A 16,885-nucleotide genomic window follows, 5' to 3' on the forward strand; every position below is an offset into this window, starting at 1 on the left:
GAGCACTCCATGCCCTACATTCCCCACACCCCGGATGAGGTCCGGGAGATGCTCGATGTGATCGGCGTCGCGAGCATTGAGGAGCTCTTCGCCGAAATCCCCGACAGTCTGCGTCCCAAAAGCTTCGCCATCCCTCACGGGCTCACCGAGATGGAGGTCCGGCGCAGGTTGGAGCGGCTGGCCGCGAAAAACCGCACGGACATGTCCAGCTTCCTGGGCGGCGGCTTCTACGACCATTACGTGCCGTCGGCCGCAGACATGCTGCTGGCCCGGGGCGAATTCTACACCGCCTACACCCCCTATCAGCCCGAGGCCTCCCAGGGCACCCTCCAGGCCATCTTCGAATACCAGACGGCGGTGTCCCGCCTGTTTGAGATGGACTGCTCAAACGCGGGCGTCTACGATGGCGGCACCGCCCTCTACGAGGCGGTGATGATGGCCGTGCGCCACACCCGGCGCAAAAAGGTGGTGGTCAGCGAGGCCGTCAGCCCCATCTACCGCATCGTCCTGGCCACCTACACCAAGAACCTCCGTCTGACCCTGGTCACCGTGCCCCATGCCGCAGGCGGCGACGACATGGCCGCCCTGACCCAGGCCATCGACGCTGAAACGGCCGCCGTGGTGGTGCAAAATCCCAACTTCTTCGGGACCATCCAGGATTTCACCAGCCTTTTCTCCACCGCCCGGGACAAGGGCGCGGTGTCCATCATCGCAGGCTATCCCGTGCTGCAAACCGTGCTCAAGACCCCCGGGGCCATGGGCGCGGACATCGCCACGGCCGAGGGCCAAAGCCTGGGGCTGCCCCTGTCGTTCGGCGGCCCGTACCTGGGCATCATGACCTGTCGCAAGGCCCTGGTGCGCCAGATGCCCGGCCGCATCGCCGGACGCACCAAGGACGCCTCGGGCCGCACGGGCTACGTGCTGACGCTCCAGGCCCGGGAACAGCACATCCGCCGCCAGAAGGCCACCTCCAACATCTGCTCCAACCAGGCCTTGTGCGCCCTGCGCGCCCTGGTCAACCTGTGTCTGACCGGCGAGGAGGGCCTCACCCGGCAGGCCGCCCTGTCCATCGAAAACACCCACTACGCGGCCATGCGCCTGTGCTGCATCCCGGAAATCACGCTTTTGAACCGCGACCTGCCCTTCGGCAACGAGTTCACGGCCGTTTTCCCCATCAATGCGAAAAAGATCGTCCGGGCCCTGGTGGACGAGGGGATCGTGGCCGGATTTCCGCTCGGACGCTACTATCCGGGCCTGGAAAACGCCCTTTTGGTGTGCTGCACGGAAAAACACGGCCGCGACGAGATCGACCGGCTGGCCAGGAAGGTGGAGAAGGCCTTATGAGCACCGTTTTCGCCAAATCCGTTCCCGGACGCGAGGGCGTATGGCCCGAGAAACCCCGCACCGAGCCCGTGGATTTCATCCCCGAGGGGCTCTTGCGCGCCCGGGGCGCCAATCTGCCGTCCTTGTCAGAGCTTGACGTGGTGCGCCACTTCACCCGGCTGTCGTCGAAAAACTATGGTGTGGACTCCAATTTCTATCCGCTTGGCTCCTGCACCATGAAGTACAACCCCAAGTTCACCGAGGAAGTGGCTGCGCTGCCCGGCTTCGCCCGGCTGCATCCCCTGGCCCCGCAGCTTCCCGGCGGCGGCGACATGGTTCCCGGCGCGCTTGAGGTCATGTACGAGACGGAACAGCTCCTGTGCGAGATCACAGGCATGTCCGCCTTCACCCTGCACCCCATGGCCGGGGCCCACGGCGAACTCACGGGCGCGCTCATGATGGCCGCCTACCACGCCGACAAGGGCCACGCCAAAACCAAGATCGTCTGCCCCGACTCGGCCCACGGCACCAACCCGGCCTCGGCCGCCATCGCCGGATACGAGGTGGTGAGCATCGCCTCCAAGGACGGCATCATCGATCCCGAGGCCCTGGCCGCCGTGCTCGACGACCAGGTGGCCGGGGTGATGATGACCGTGCCCAACACGCTCGGGCTTTTCGAGCGCCATCTGCCGCGCATCGTGGAACTGTGCCGCGCGGCCGACGCCCTGCTCTACTACGACGGCGCCAATTTGAACGCCATCCTGGGCAAGCTCCGGGTGGGCGACGCCGGGTTCGACGTGGTGCACTTAAACCTCCACAAGACCTTCGGCACCCCCCACGGCGGCGGCGGCCCGGGCTCGGGACCGGTTGGCGTCTCCGAGCGGCTCATCCCCTATCTGCCTGTCTCCCGGGTCGCAAAAGACGAGGCCGGGCGCTTCAGCCTGCGCTACGACTATCCCAAATCCATCGGCTACGTGGCCCCCTTCTACGGCAACTTCGGGGTCATGCTCAAAGCCTACGCCTACATCCTGCGCCTGGGCGGCGAAGGCCTGACGCGCGTCTCGGAAAACGCCGTCCTGGCCGCCAACTATCTGCGTAAGCGCCTGGATGACCTGCTCGAGGTGCCCTACAACCGCATCTGCATGCACGAGTTCGTGTCTTCGGCCGAACGCCAGGGCAAAAACGGCGTGCATGCCCTGGACATCGCCAAGGCCCTGCTCGACCGGGGCTACCACGCCCCCACGATCTACTTCCCGCTCATCGTCAAAGAGGCCATCATGATCGAGCCTACCGAGACCGAGAGCAAGGACACCCTGGACGGCTTCGTGACCGATCTGCGCGAGATACTGGCCCTGGCCGAGACCAACCCGGCCGCCATCACCGCCGCGCCCGTGACCCTGCCCGTGGGACGCCTGGACGAGACCCACGCCGCCCGGGCCATGGAGATCACCGATGACCTCGGTTGATCCGGCCGATCTGCTTATCGTCGGCGGCGGCCCGGCCGGGGTCGATGCAGCCCTGGCCGGGGCCGCCCTGGGCCTGCAAACCGTCCTCGTGGAGGCCGCCGAACTCGGCGGCACCTGCCTGAACCGGGGCTGCATCCCCACCAAGGTGCTGCTCGGGGCCACCGACGCCGCAGACGAACTGGCCGCCCAAAGCCGCCTGAAACTGGCCGAGGGCCGCATCATCTTCTCCCTGGCCGCGCTTCAGACCCGCAAGGACCGCCTCGTCTCCGGAAGCCGCACCGCCCTGGCCGCCACCCTGGCCAAAGCCGGGGTCCGGGTCGATGCCGGACGCGTCACCCGCATCTCCCCGGGCTCAGCCCGCGTCGATACCCCAAAAGGGCCCCACAGCGTGCCCTACCGTTTCTGCATCCTGGCCACGGGCTCGCGCCCGGCCGTCTATCCCTCCATGGCCCCGGATGGCCGCGCCGTGCTCGACTCCACCGCCCTCCTGGGCCTGACCCAGGTTCCCGAAAGCCTGATCATCGTCGGGGCCGGGGCCATCGGGCTGGAATTCGCCGACATCTTCCACCGCCTTGGCGCAAAAATCGTTCTGCTCGACGGGGCCGAACGCATCGCCCCGGCCGAAGACCCCGACGTGTCCAAGGTGCTCACCCAGACGCTCACCCGCAAAGGCTGCGTGGTCCGGGCCGGGGTGCGCGTCAAAAAACTCGCCACCGTGGACGGCCACGCCGTACTGACGCTCGACACCGGCGAGGACATCCACGCCGAAAAGGCCCTGGTGGCCGTGGGCCGCTTCCCCAATTCCGACATCCCGGGCCTGGCCGATCTCGGTGTGCGCTTTCTGGGCGACGGCCCCAGCCGGGCCTGGATCGACGTCAATGACCATCTCCTGGCCGCCCCGAACATCTACGCCGTGGGCGACGTCAACGGCCGCACGTTACTCGCCCACGCCGCCTCGCATCAGGCCTGCTACGCCGTGCGCCACGCCGCCGGGAAAACCGCCGCCCCCTACGAGCCCGGGGCCATCCCGGGCTGCATCTACGGCAACCCCGAGACCCTGCGCGTGGGCCGCTTGTCCCGCGAACTGGCCGCCCACGGCCTCGAACCGGAAGTCTCCGAGGTCCAGTTGGCCGCCAACCCCATGGCCCAGGCCCATGCCGCCACGGCCGGATTCGTGCGCGTGACGTGGCTTGACGGCCGTGTGGCAGGCGTTACGGCCGTTGGGCGCGGCGTAGCCGCCATGGGAACCCTGGCCACGCTTCTGGTCAACCAGGGCTTTACCCGCGACGATGCCGAACACCTGATCTTCCCCCACCCGGGCCTCGACGAATCCCTGCGCGCCGCGCTGTTGGCGGGCAGGAAGAAGGGGTAGGAGGGGGAGGAAGAGTACAACGCGGGGGGAAACTTCTTGAAAGAAGTTTCCCCCCGCGCCCCCCTTCAAGAACTTTCAACGGGGCGGCATGGATGGGTGCGGGGAAGGGAAGCCGTTTGTGCGACCGTGTCCGGAAAGGCGATCGCGAGAGTTGAAAGGGATGGTATTTCCCCTGGATGTGGATGGTTTTTCCGCCATACCGACCGCTGGTTCCGCCGCCGCCTGCGGCGCACAGCCAAGACTTGAAAAACAGGGACTCGGGCGTCCCCGGGGAAGGGCAACCTTCCTTTTTTATGCTCCCATAACGGTGAAGAGAGAAGGACGACTGTGATGAAACGCCCCCTGATCCTGGCCTCGGCCTCGCCGCGCCGAAAAGAACTGCTGGAACTGGCGGGCCTGGATTTCAAGGTCGTGCCCAGCCACGCCCTGGAGCCGCTGCCGGATGACAGCGAATCGCCCGAGGAATATGCCGTGTCCATGGCCCGCATCAAGGCCGTGGAGGTGGCGGGACGTTGCCCTGACGCGGTGGTGCTCGGCGCGGATTCGGTCGTCGCCGTGGATATGGATATCCTGGGCAAGCCCGTGGACGAGGCCGACGCCGTGCGCATGCTGGGCATGCTGTCCGGCAGGACGCACCGCGTGGTGACCGGCGTGTGTGTCGTCATGCCAGGACACGAGGACCGGATGTTTTCCGTCTCGACCGACGTGACCATGGCCGACATCTCGCCCGAGGCCGCCAGGGCCTATGTTGAAACCGGCGAGCCCATGGACAAGGCCGGGGCCTACGCCGTCCAGGGCCGCGCCGCCTGCTTCGTCACCCGCATCAACGGGTCGTATACCAATGTGGTGGGGCTGCCGCTGGCGGAGGTGGTGAGCATATTTTCCGAAATATAAAGTAATTTTCTCAAAAACACTATTTTGACCAAACATATACCTGATGCAAAATTACAATTCTTGTATATTTTGCGGGAATAAAGGCCCATACCACTCTGTTGAGCATATCATCCCAGAGGGTCTTGGCAATGATAATCTCATCCTTAAAGAGAAAGTCTGCGACAAGTGCAATCAGTACTTCGGCAGTAAAATTGAAAACTATGTATTAAAATCTACGCCAATTGGTTTTTGGCGCAGCTATCTTAGAATTGTTGGAAAAGGAAGGAAACTTTCTGATTTTAAAACTGGAAACACTAAAAAAAAGGGAAGACTCCCAAGATATCACAGTGCTAATGACAGTTTTTGTCTTAAATGCCACAGAGATGGATTTACATCAATTGACTTAAGCGAAGAACATATTTCCAAAATATCATCAGATAACAATGCTTCTCTTAAAGTTGTCTTAACTCCATATATGTTGTCCATGATGGGGAGGTTTCTTCTCAAGATAGGGATTGAACTTTTATGCTACAATGGAATTGATGTGACAAGCAACAAAAGATTCTATCAAGCAAGAAAGTTTTCACGATATGGTAATTTTAAAGAATTATGGCCAATATTTCACTACAACAACGGCAACCTATCTGATCTTGTCAAAAATGGTGAAGACAACCTTGGAATTTTTCAAGAAATTTTCTGCTATCAGTTCAATATTTTTGAATACACTGATTACATCATATTATCTCTTCAAGTTGGTATAGATGTATTCAGCGTTTGCATTGATGAACAATACCCCTCGCCAAATATGGAAAAATGCTTTCCTCATGACCTTCACATCTTATATTACTCGCCAGACCAAATTAATCCACTGTAGATTTCCATACAATATCAATAATAGTTCAATGAATTTCAAAACTGCGGCTAGACAAATATACACTTAACGAATACATCCTCGGACTGTACACAAGTAAAACAAGCCATACGTATTTATCATGCATTGAAGTGTGCCCCGCGGCTAACTAATCCTGATCTATATCCATCAAAAACTACGCCCCAAGCCCCACCCACAGCCCCCAAAAGGTGGTCACCATGTCAGATAAATCCCTGATCGACCTGACGCGCCACGACGCCGTGGCCGTCATCTCCCTGCGCCGCCCGGATCGCCGCAACGCCGTCAACGCCGCCATGGCCGGAGAGCTTCGCCGGGCGCTGACCGGCATCGGCGCGGACCCGGCCGTGCGGGTGGCGATTTTGACCGGCGACGCGGCCTGTTTCTGCGCCGGAATGGACCTTGCGGCCTTTCTGGACGGCCAGGGGCAGGAGATCAACTCCGGGCCGGGACGTTTCGCCGGGGTGGCCGCCCACACCCTGGACATCCCCCTGCTGGCCGCCGTGGAAGGCCCGGCGCTGGCTGGCGGATTCGAGATGGCCCTGGCCTGCGACATGATCGTGGCTGGCCAGGACGCCTTTTTCGGCCTGCCGGAGGTGCGGGTGGGGCTTTTCCCCGCTGCAGGCGGCGCGTTCCGCCTCATGCGCGCCCTGCCCCCGAATCTGGCCATGGAGATGCTGTGCGCCGGACGGCGGTTGACCGCCGCCGAGGCGCATCGCTTCGGGCTGGTCAACCGGCTGGCCCCGGCCGGTACGGCCCTGGCGACGGCCCTGGATCTGGCCCGGGAGATCGCGGCCATGGCCCCGATTGGGGTGCGCGCCGGGCTGCGGCTGGCCCGGGCCGCCCGCGACGCCGATGCAGATCGGCTGTGGGCCGAAAACGACGCCCTGTGGGCGGTGGTCAGCGCCTCAGCCGACGCGGCGGAAGGTCCGCGCGCCTTTCTCGAAAAGCGGCCGCCCGCCTGGAAGGGGGCGTAGTCGCAGGGCCGCCGGTATCGTCGGCTCCGCTGACACCACTCCTGCACTTGTTCCGTGGACCGGGCGCATCCCTGGTGCGCTTGCATGGGAATCCGCCTCATCGGGCCGCCGTGTCGCGGCTTTTTTAGGAGGCATGTCTCCCCGACCTTCGCCGTACGTCCGCGCCATGTTTCCGCGCCACGCTTCCACGCCGGGCGAAGCAGGCCGGGCGGACGCGCCTGCCACGTCCGCCCGGCCTGACCAATTTCGGAAACCTTACACATCAAGCCCCGGCACCGGGAAGAGCCGACACACGTCCGCCACGCGTCCCCGGATATCCGCCCGCAGGGACGCATCCTCGGGGCTGGCCAAAACGTCCGCCATCCAGCCCGTAAGCTGGGCCATTTCCGGCTCCTTCATGCCCCGGGCCGTGGCCGCCGGGGTTCCCACCCGGATGCCCGAGGGCCGAAGCGGCGGATTGACGTCGTCCGGGATGATCTGCTTGTTGGTGGTGATGCCCGCCGCGTCCAGAAGCTCCTCCGCTGCCCGGCCGTCCAGCCCGAAGCTGTGCTGCGTGTTCACCACCAGCATGTGGTTGTCCGTGCCGCCGGTCACAAGCTCCGCGCCGCGCTGGATGAACGTGGCCGCCATGGCCTTGGCGTTGGCCAACACCTGGGCGGCGTAGTCTGCGAATTCCGGTTGCAGGGCCTTGCCCAGCGTGATGGCCATGCCCGCGATCACGTTCATGTGCGGGCCGCCCTGAAGCCCCGGGAAGACCGACTTGTCGATGTGCGCCGCGATGTCCTTGCGGCACAGGATCATGCCGCCGCGCGGGCCGCGCAGCGACTTGTGCGAGGTGGTGGTCATCACGTCGAAGCCGAAGTCCAGCGGGTTTCGCATCACGTTCCCGGCCACAAGGCCCGCGTAGTGCGAGGCGTCGCACATGGTGTACGCCCCGACCTCGTCGGCCACGGCCCTAAACGCCGCATAGTCCAGGTCGCGCGGATAGGAGGTGTAGCCGCACAGCACCAGCTTCGGCCGGTGCTGCCTCGCCAGCTCCCGCACCGCGTCCATATCGATGGCCCCGTCGGCCGGATCGGTCTTGTAGCGCACGAAGCTGAAAAGCCGCCCCATGTGCGACACCGGCGCGCCGTGCGTCAGGTGCCCGCCGTGGGACAGGTCCATGGCCAGGATGGTGTCGCCGGGGTTGAGCAGCCCCAGGTACACGGCCTGGTTCATGGGCGAACCGGAGAGCGGCTGCACGTTGGCGTGTTCGCTGCGAAACACGCGGCAGGCGCGCTCCCGGGCCAGGTTTTCCACCTGGTCCGTGAACTCCTGGCCGCCGTAGTAGCGACGGCCGGGATAGCCTTCGGAATACTTGTTGGTGAAGACGCTGCCGAGCGCGGCCAGCACCTCGGGATAGGTGTAGTTTTCGGACGGGATCAGTTCGATGCCGAGCCGCTGCCGGTCTTCCTCGCCGGTCAGGGTGGCGGACACTTCGGGGTCGGTGGCGAAAAGCTGGTCTCGCAGGGCGCGCATGGGCTCCTCCTTGTCAGGAAGGTTGGCGTCGGGTGCGACGCAGCCCAGGCGAGCGGCATGAAGAAGTTTCGCGCTCCCTCGTGGTGGCCCACTTTCTCGCCAGTCACGCGAAACGGTTGTCGATGAGGCGCTCCCGATGTAGACCGGAGGGACGGGACGCGTCAAGGGCACGATGGCGGCAGGCTTCCGCACCGGCAGCCATGGGGCGACAATCATTGCCAAGGGTGGATCGCGCCGATCGCCCGCCCAATTGGCTGGCCCCCATGCCCTGAACATCGAAAATGTTCACCAGCCCCTGCCCCAGGCGGGACAGCACCCAACCCGCTTTCATCACTCGTCGAGTCGCCGCATTGACCGTAAGGCCGCAAGAAAACCGAAGCGGCTGTACTCCCTCCCGTCAATCGCAGCCCGGATCGTCGCCGCAGATCTCATGGACACAGGTATACGGACTCCCGTTGTTATAGAAATACCACTCCCCTATCCTTCCGGTCTTGTCGTCGCAATACGTTCCAGATATATTCAACGTCCCATCCTCAAGGTACGACTTGTACGATCCCGTCAATTCCCCATCCGTGTAGTGGTGGTCGTCCCACGGATTCCCGTTCTCCCACCATTTCTTGTACGCACCGTGATATATGTCACCCTTGTACTCTATCTGTGATTCTTTTTTATTGTTCAAATACCAAGTGATGCCAAGTCGCCTTTCACCCGTCTCCACATCATAGCACACTGCGAAGATCGGCTTGGTGCTGTCGTCGTTGTCGTACCGCTCTTCCGCGACAACGTGCCTGTACGTCAGATGCTTCCAGGTCCGCACGCTTCCCACATACTGCATCGGCCACCTGGGCGGTACGTCCAGGCAATACTGCGGCTCGCCGTCGAGCCTGATCTGGACCGTGGCCAGATGCGCCGTCTGGTAGGGATAGGACGTGTCGCCGTTGCTGGCCACGGCGACGACCGCATCCCCCTGGCCCACGCTGAAATGCAGCGGCGTACCGGGCGTCAGGGCGCCCAGGCGCGTATAGCCCGTGCCCGAGGAAATCTTGTACAGCGCATAGCTGATGTTGTCGGCCTCTTTGGCCACGGCGGCCCAATCCGTATCGCCGGACTCCAGATAATTGAAAATGACCTTCCAGACCCGTCCCGAAAAAGGCATGATGCTGTCGGAGAAAATGGCGTAGGGCCGGTAGCCGTCGGCCGGGGTCTTGAGATAGGTGGTGATGCTGCTCGGCAGGGTCGGCCAGGCGGAATAGGCCGTGCTCTTCGAGGCGGCTTTCTCCAAAAAAGCGATCCACTTGGCCGATGTCGTGGTCATGCCCCCCTCGGTGTCGATGAGCGCGCCCAGGTCGGACAGGCCGGAAGTTCCCGTTCCCTGGGCCTGGATGTTGCGCCACAGGTCGTAGACGAATGCGTCGCTGCCGCGCGCGTCGCGCAGATAGCGCAAAAACCCCGACGCCCAATATCCGAGATTCTGGATGCCGGTATGGTCCGCCTGGGTCGCCAGCCCGTACTGGTAATCCGGCAGGGTGTTCAGAAAGACCTGCGAGACGTAGGCGGCCGAGTCCAGCATGACGCCCTCGAACCACACCGACGAGGCCTCGGCCAGGAGCAGGAAATTCGGCGTGGCCAGGGGATGGCGCAGGGCCAGGGCGGACCTCGGGTTGTAGAGGTTCTGGATGATGTGGAAGTATTCGTGTCCGATCGTCGCCTTGAGGCGCTCCAGGTGCTCCGGCGTGCAGATTTCCACGTTGATGTTCATGTACTGGCCGCCCTTGCCCGAGAGTGGCACGCCCACCTCGCCGTCGACCTCGCCCATGCCCCGCTCCACGGTGATGTTCACCGGGTTTCGCAGGCCGGTGGTGACAAACCCCATGGCGGCCAGTTTCGCATAGGCGGATTCCGCAAAATTGAGGATCTGCTGCGGGATGTCTTCCGGATGGGCTGCTATCGAGGCCGGATAATACAGGCGGAAATGGTCGCTGCGCAGCGTTTCGAAACCGGTGATGCGCCAAAACGTGGCCTCGCGCCGGGTGGCGACGTCGAGCGGCGCGTCTTGCCTGCGATTGGCTGCGGGCAACGATTCGCTGTCGTTTGGGGCAATGTCGACGTAGAGCATCCCGGAAACCACCCGGCCCATGACCAGGCTCGGCCGGACATCGCTGCGGTCACTGCCGACAATCAGGTTGTCGGCCAGGGCCACAGGCATTTCCCGGTCCAGGCCTCCGACGAAACCAAGGCATACGGTCAGTGGTTGGTTCCACCCTTGCGCCTCCACACGCAACGTCCAGACCAGGGATTGCCGGTTGCCCAGGTAGTCGGGATCAGTCTGTCTCCCGGAAAGCTCCACCAGCGTATCAGAGGAAAAGCTTCCGGCAGGCACGTCCACCGACACGGAGCCCACGGCCACGACGCCCCCGGCGGCCCCTATCACGGCGCTCGCCGTGGGGGTTGCGGCCGCAGCGATCGCGGGAATCATCAAGAGCAGGGCGTCACGCTCCGCCTCAGTCTGGGCAAACGCTTTTTTGCAACACATGGAATGTGCGCTCAGGAAACACAACACGAAAACCAGTACGAAGACATGACGGTCATTATTTGGCATCACGCGTTTCCCTGGCAACCATATTTCTGGAATCACTATTTAAAATATCCTGGTCAAATCTCATATGCCGTCATGACTCACGACGTCTCCCTGTCATGGCATTCTTTCGTTGCGTAACGGCTCGAACTTTCTCTTGCAATCATTCAGCATCATTAAAAAGAATATCCGTATACACGAAATGAGATCCCGTTCTCACAAATAATGGTCAGCCCTATAATGTAAGTAAAACAGGCCAAGCAGGCCCGTCAAGCGCCAATATCCACGCGATGAAACCTGCAAAATCCGCTATTTATGTTCTTTACCTAAGAACACAACCGGTTATGTACTTGGGATGGTTGTCTTGGAGATCATTGCAATGCGATTCTATCTATTTACGATGAAATGACCGCCGGGATTTTCATGCGACCGGGGACGATGGAAAGGCTTCCTGGCAGGGTGCTCCACTTTCTCTGTGAATTTCTGGCCGCCGTAGTAGCGCCGCCCGGGATAGCCTTCGGAATGCGTGATGGTGAAGACGGTGCCGATGGGCGTGTGAGAGGAAGGGTCGATGGAGAACGGGGGGCGCGACCGGGGCAGGTGGAGGCTTGGAGAAAAGGAAGGAAACGCGAAGGCATCCCCTGGACTTTTCCCGCCCGATCACCGACCAGCCTCAGCGCCGCCAGCGGCCGCAGGCGTTTCGTCGCCTTCGGATGCCGCCACGGGGAAGGCCACGACCACTGTGGTTCCCCTTTCCGGAACCGACTCCACCTTGACAAACCCATGATTCGCTTCAAGGATTTCCTTGGCAAACGACAGTCCCAGGCCGGTGGAATAATCCTTGGTGCTGAAACACGGTTCGAAAATTTTCGGCAACACGGCCGCCGGAATTCCCTTCCCGCTATCCGCTATGCGCAAGACCGCCATGTCTCCCTCTCGTTCGGCCGCAATGTCGACCACGCCGCCTTTCGGCGAGGCCTCGACGGCATTCGCCAAAATCTCGCCAAGCCCGACCAGGACGCTCTCCATGTCGGCCTGCAACCAGATGTCGCCCGGACTCGGGGAGACATGCAGGCGCACCCGGGCCACCTCGGCCTTGTCCCGGCCGCTTTTTTCCAGCCCGTCCAGCACCTCCGCGACCGAAACCCGGCGCATGAGATACGGCAGGTCATGCTTGACCTTCAAAATACCGTCGATCAACCCTTCAAGCTTGTGCGACTCCTCGACGATGATCTGCAGTCGCGAGGAGATTGGCTCATCTTTGTCACACTTTCGGAGCAGCGATTTCGCAAAGTTGGCGATGGTAAAGAGCGGATTCCGCGTTTCATGGGCCAGCGTGGCGGCCATCCTGTCGGATATGGCGTGACGCTCAAGCAAGATGGCCTGATCCCTGCCCCGACGAATCTCCTCGAAGGCCTCACCAAGCTTTGCGTTTGCCTGACGGAGCAACAAAAACCCTTTTTCAACAAATGAATAATAGAGCGTCACCGCCGAAATGAAGATAAACGTTATGGTATTGATAGCGCCACTGATCGGGCTTATGGACTCCCATATCTCTTTATACCCCGTATTCACCAGAATATCACGCACGATATGCCCGACACTCCGGCCCACGGAAAACGCCGTCAGCGCCAGTGTGAGCATATAGATATACGACCACAAGAGTTCCCGTGGCTCCCGGCGCATCAATTTGAACGCATACCGGCTTGCGGCGAAAGACAGAACAATCATCAGCGCCGACCCGAAAAAATCGACAAGATAGACGGGCAGTACGGGGAGCGGCAGGTTCATGAACGCTCCTTGCAAAAGGCCCGAAGCCCCAGGAGGAAGAACAGCATGGCCGGGACCGCGACCAGATGGTCGAGCTTGCAGGCATAAAAGAGCAGCGCCTTCCAGGCCGGGGCTGCGACCAGAACCCGGTCCCAGGGATTCGTCCCCCCGGCGAAGGCCGGCGAGGGCATGAGTTCCTCCAGCCAGTGCCCCAGGAAGGCCACGGCGTTCCACACGGCAAACAGCAGGCAGGACACGGCGATGTATTTCCAGCCCCGGGACGTCCATTCCACATGACGCCTGAGGCGGAAATACAGCACAACCATGGCCAGAAGAAAAAGCAGATGTCCGAACTGGTGGGAATACAGGCCCTCCGCCCCGCCATGCGTCTGAATCGCCAGGGCCTCGTGCGGGGTCTGGAGAACCAGGACCACAAGAAGCGCCAGCCACATGCTTCCGGGCAGGCCGCCCCGCGCCGGGGCGCATAGACGCTGCGAACACCCGTTTCTGCCGCGCAATCCGCCGCCCCTGCGGACATCCGATGAAAAGGCCATGGCATCCCCTCCCGCTCTCTCCGGCCTCGCGCCGTGTCCCCGAATATGTACGCTCCCACCGTGAACGGCTTTCTTTCTCCAAAAATACCGGCGTCATATTTCGGACGTATCACGAGACACCAACAATACGCTTCTTTACGACGTGCAACAACAGATACTTCCTTCGACCGGCGAACCATGCGAAATTTCAGCCCTCGTCCCTGCGCCGGAGGGCGACAGCGCCCCCCCCATAAACGACAAAACGCCGCCCGGCGCAAACCAGGCGGCGTTTGAAGCGAAAGTCGCTCGAGGCTACAGCGTGCCGCGGAATTCGTCGCGACGGTTCTTGGCCCAGGCGGATTCGCCGTGGCCCGGATCCAGGGGACGCTCCTTGCCGTAGCTCACGGTGGAGATGCGGCTGGCTTCGACACCCAGGTTGACCAGGTACTGGGCGGAAGCCTGGGCCCGACGCTCACCCAGGGCCAGGTTGTACTCGGCGGTGCCGCGCTCGTCGCAATGGCCTTCGACGACCAGCTTGACCTGCGGGTATTTGCGCAGCACCTCGACCTTGCGGGTCAGGATCTGACGGGCCTCGGGGGTCAAAGACGAGCTGTCGAAGGCGAAATAGATGATCTGGGACAGTTCGGTGTTGGCCTGGCCGAGCATCTCGCGAAGCTGACGCTCTTTCTCCAGACGCTGCCTCTCCTGCTCCTCCCAGCTGGCGTCCGAGCCATCGCCGGGTCCGGCGGCCTTCTTGGCGCAACCAGCGCCCAAAAGGGACACCATCAACACAACCAGAAATAAACTGACGATCCTTCCTCTCATGGTTCTCCTCCTCAAGATTCCCGCATGTAAAACAGGCTGGCGGGCAACGTTCCTGCCAGCCCGTGCGGCTTTGCTAAAGAAATTCGCACCCTGACCAATGGGCGGAAGTCTGTTTACGCCTTCCACCAAGAATTGCAACTCTTTCTTGACCCTTGGATTTATTGAACGTTTTCCATGACGGGTCCACCATCTTCACCCAAATTCACGACGGGCTGCAAGGCCGACACGCATGCGCGGCGACCATGTCGAACGCCGTCTATTTCCCAGGCAACGGCCCCCAGGAGGGCATCCGGGCCGCGCCGTCGCCGGTTGGCACCATGACCGGCTGTGCGCCGTGCCGGGTGGTGATGTAGATCTTGGAGGCCCCGCCCCGGGTGGAGGCAAAGGCGATGAAATAGCCGTCCGGCGCGAAGGAGGGATTCTCGTCCGAGCCAGGCCCCGAGGTGACCTGCTGTTCGGCCCCGGTGGCGATGTCGAGAACGAACACCTTCTGGCCGCCGCCGGTCTGCCGGGTAAAGGCCACCAGGGTTCCGTCGGGGCTCATGCTGGGGTTGGTGTTGTAGCCGAACTTGGTGAGCCGCCGGGAGGAACCGGACCCCATGTCGCGCAGATAGATGTTGGGACTTCCGGCCTCGTCGGAGACGTAAGCCATCAGCCGCCCGGACTTGTCGAAGCTGGGAGAAACCGCGATGCCGTTGGTCTTCACCGTGGGGGAACCGGGTTGAAACGCGGAATTGAGGATGTAGATGGCCGACTCGCTCTTCAGGTTGAGCGCCACGGCGACCTGTCCGTTGGGCAGGAAATGGGGGCTGACGACGCTTGTGCAGGGCATGGTGTACACGGCCGGTTTGCCGCCGCCGGACCACACGCCAAGGTAATGGGAGCGGGAACCGATGAGGGTGAAGGCGATCTTGCCGCCGTCGAAGGACCAGGAGGGGCTGATGGCCATGCCCAGATCCCCGTAACTGGTGATCTTGGTCAGGCCGCGCCCCATGGGCCGCACCACCCATATCTCGCTGCTTTTTGGGCCGGTGGGCTTGGAAAAGGCCAGTTGGGAATTGAAAAAACCGCCCTGGCCGGTGAGCTTGAGCATAAGCTCCATGCAAAACCGGTCGGCGATGTCCGGAAGCTGGGCGTCGGTGACGGAGTCGAAGCCCTTGCCCACGATGACCTTCTGGGAATAGACCTCGAAGGCGCGCAGCTCCACGTTTCCGAGGTTGCCGCCGGGGGTCCAGGCCGAGGTGACCAGGACATCGACGCGGGCCATACCAAAGGGCTTGAAATCGATCTGATCGGCCTGGGGGCCGTTTAACTGCCCCAGCACCTGGGACTGGGGAACGACCTGCAAAAAGGGCATGAAGGCCAGATTCCTGTTGATGAGATCCTGCAGCTTGCGGGACGTGGCGTCCTGGCCGCCCCCGGCGAAGGGCTGCGACAGCACAAGGTTCATCTTGGCCTGGCCGGGGCCCTGAATGTCCACGGACAGGGAATCCTGGGCCATGGCGTACCGGGCGGGGGCGAAAAGGGATGCGGCCAAAAACGCCGCCATCAGGGCAAAAACAGAGAGAATACGGCTCATTGTCCAATTTCCCGTGAGTTGAAGTTGAGTTGTAGAACGCTCAAACTCGGCAATGGCGGAGGCGGGAGGGACTCGGTTTCGGCCACCGCCTTGAGCGCGGATGCGTCGAAATTCGGCCTGCCGGAGGATTGCACCAACTGATATTGGAGTATACGGCCATCCTTTCCGATTTGCAATTCCACAACAGCCACGAAATTCTCCGTGGCCCCCATTTGTGGGAACCGCCAGTTCTGCTTGATGATCCGGTTGACGATCTGGGCGTAGACCTGGAGCGTGGCTCCGCCGCCACCGCCGCCGCCACCGCCGCCTCCGGGCCCGGACCCACCCTGTCCGCCACCACCACCGCTCACGGAACGCTTCAAGGCGGCGATTTCCCTGGACATGGCGTCGGAGGCCCCCGTCTGGCCCGACGCGCTCCCGCTCGACGCCGCGCCGGACTTGGCGGCCTGGCTCTTGGCCTGCTTTAAGGCGTCGGCCATGACATCCTTGGCGCTCGGCTCGGCCGGGGCGGTCTTTTTGGCGTCGGCCTGGGCCTGTTTCAAGGCGTCGGCCATGACATCCTTGGGGTCGGGCTTTTTGGCCTCTGGCTGGGCCTTGGCGTCGGCGGGCTTTGGCGGCTCCGGCGGCTTGGGTTTCTCCTCAGCCTTCTTGGGCGGTTCTTTTTTCGCATCTTCCTTGGGAATGGGCGCGGCCTTGGGCTCCGGTTTGGGTTCCGGTTTGGGTTCCGGTTTGGGTTCCGGTTTGGGCTCGGGCTTGGGTTCCGGCGGCCGCGGCGGCTCGGGAGGCCGCGCCGCCACGGGCTCGGGCGGCTGGGGCTTGGCCGGAATGGGCGCGGCATCGGCCGGGGGCTCGGGCAGGGCCGCAGCCTTGGGGGCCTCGGGCTGGGCCAGAGTCTCGGCCGGACCTGGCGGCAACTTTTCGGGGCCCGGCTGTTTCGGGCCGGGCGCGGCGGCCGGGTCTCCTCCGGGAGGACCGGGGGGCAGGCCTGGAGGGCCGAGGGTCAAAAGCTCCACCTCATAGACAGGCACATCCAGCTTGAACTTCACCGGCTCCATCTGGATGAACAGCAAGCTGGCCAAAAACACCGTGAGGTGCAAGAAAATGGAGAAAATCCAGCCGAGTGCCTGCATAGTAGACCTTGGCGCACGTAGCGCCGGGAGAATTGGGGGCGTGAATCCGGGGTGC

At 62.4% G+C, this 16,885-nt stretch carries 14 protein-coding genes and 1 riboswitch; of the genes, 6 read left to right on the forward strand and 8 right to left on the reverse strand.

The window, feature by feature from the left end; translation table 11 throughout:
- Positions 1-9: 9 nt before the first annotated feature.
- The 6 genes from gcvPA (at position 10) to GD606_RS05770 (ending at position 6,900) form a co-directional block, all read left to right on the forward strand.
- Positions 10-1,344 (forward strand): aminomethyl-transferring glycine dehydrogenase subunit GcvPA, encoded by a 1,335-nt coding sequence (gene gcvPA, locus GD606_RS05745; RefSeq protein WP_163303833.1) that lies wholly within the window; start codon positions 10-12, stop codon positions 1,342-1,344.
- The gene (gene gcvPB, locus GD606_RS05750) at positions 1,341-2,789 is read left to right on the forward strand and encodes an aminomethyl-transferring glycine dehydrogenase subunit GcvPB (protein WP_163303834.1); all 1,449 of its coding nucleotides are present in this window, start codon (positions 1,341-1,343) and stop codon (positions 2,787-2,789) included. The genes gcvPA and gcvPB overlap by 4 nt, the downstream gene beginning before the upstream one ends.
- Positions 2,776-4,161 (forward strand): dihydrolipoyl dehydrogenase family protein, encoded by a 1,386-nt coding sequence (locus tag GD606_RS05755; protein ID WP_163303835.1) that lies wholly within the window; start codon positions 2,776-2,778, stop codon positions 4,159-4,161. The genes gcvPB and GD606_RS05755 overlap by 14 nt, the downstream gene beginning before the upstream one ends.
- Positions 4,162-4,491: 330 nt before the next feature.
- Positions 4,492-5,055, forward strand: a complete 564-nt coding sequence (locus GD606_RS05760; protein ID WP_163302950.1) for a Maf family protein — start codon at positions 4,492-4,494, stop codon at positions 5,053-5,055.
- Positions 5,056-5,098: 43 nt separating this feature from the next.
- Positions 5,099-5,908, forward strand: coding sequence for an HNH endonuclease (locus GD606_RS05765; protein WP_163302951.1), 810 nt, complete (start codon positions 5,099-5,101; stop codon positions 5,906-5,908).
- A 215-nt stretch (positions 5,909-6,123) separates the two neighbouring features.
- Positions 6,124-6,900 carry an enoyl-CoA hydratase-related protein gene (locus tag GD606_RS05770; protein WP_163302952.1) on the forward strand — a complete coding sequence of 259 codons (777 nt, stop codon included), beginning with the start codon at positions 6,124-6,126 and terminating at the stop codon, positions 6,898-6,900.
- A gap of 255 nt (positions 6,901-7,155) precedes the next feature.
- Here the strand turns inward: GD606_RS05770 and glyA are convergent, their stop codons facing one another.
- From glyA to tolA, 8 genes are all read right to left on the reverse strand, one after another.
- Complete coding sequence (gene glyA, locus GD606_RS05775) at positions 7,156-8,418, reverse strand: serine hydroxymethyltransferase (protein WP_163302953.1); 1,263 nt, start codon at positions 8,416-8,418, stop codon at positions 7,156-7,158.
- A 35-nt stretch (positions 8,419-8,453) separates the two neighbouring features.
- A riboswitch (ZMP/ZTP riboswitch) is annotated at positions 8,454-8,535 on the reverse strand.
- Positions 8,536-8,815: 280 nt separating this feature from the next.
- On the reverse strand, positions 8,816-10,849 hold the full coding sequence (locus GD606_RS05780; protein WP_163302954.1) for a toxin-antitoxin system YwqK family antitoxin: 2,034 nt from the start codon (positions 10,847-10,849) through the stop codon (positions 8,816-8,818).
- A 531-nt stretch (positions 10,850-11,380) separates the two neighbouring features.
- Positions 11,381-11,593 carry a hypothetical protein gene (locus tag GD606_RS20915; RefSeq protein ID WP_163302967.1) on the reverse strand — a complete coding sequence of 71 codons (213 nt, stop codon included), beginning with the start codon at positions 11,591-11,593 and terminating at the stop codon, positions 11,381-11,383.
- A gap of 60 nt (positions 11,594-11,653) precedes the next feature.
- Entirely contained in the window at positions 11,654-12,784 is a 1,131-nt protein-coding gene (locus tag GD606_RS05790; protein WP_163302955.1) for a sensor histidine kinase, read from the reverse strand.
- Positions 12,781-13,317 (reverse strand): hypothetical protein, encoded by a 537-nt coding sequence (locus tag GD606_RS05795; protein ID WP_246298992.1) that lies wholly within the window; start codon positions 13,315-13,317, stop codon positions 12,781-12,783. The genes GD606_RS05790 and GD606_RS05795 overlap by 4 nt, the downstream gene beginning before the upstream one ends.
- A gap of 291 nt (positions 13,318-13,608) precedes the next feature.
- On the reverse strand, positions 13,609-14,121 hold the full coding sequence (gene pal / locus GD606_RS05800; RefSeq protein ID WP_163302957.1) for a peptidoglycan-associated lipoprotein Pal: 513 nt from the start codon (positions 14,119-14,121) through the stop codon (positions 13,609-13,611).
- A gap of 256 nt (positions 14,122-14,377) precedes the next feature.
- Positions 14,378-15,700 (reverse strand): beta-propeller domain-containing protein, encoded by a 1,323-nt coding sequence (locus GD606_RS05805; protein ID WP_163302958.1) that lies wholly within the window; start codon positions 15,698-15,700, stop codon positions 14,378-14,380.
- Entirely contained in the window at positions 15,697-16,830 is a 1,134-nt protein-coding gene (tolA, locus tag GD606_RS05810; protein ID WP_163302959.1) for a cell envelope integrity protein TolA, read from the reverse strand. Before tolA ends, GD606_RS05805 begins: the two co-directional genes overlap by 4 nt.
- Between the last annotated feature and the right edge of the window lie 55 nt (positions 16,831-16,885).

The organism is Desulfolutivibrio sulfodismutans DSM 3696 (genome assembly GCF_013376455.1).
In the GTDB taxonomy this organism is placed as follows: domain Bacteria; phylum Desulfobacterota; class Desulfovibrionia; order Desulfovibrionales; family Desulfovibrionaceae; genus Desulfolutivibrio; species Desulfolutivibrio sulfodismutans.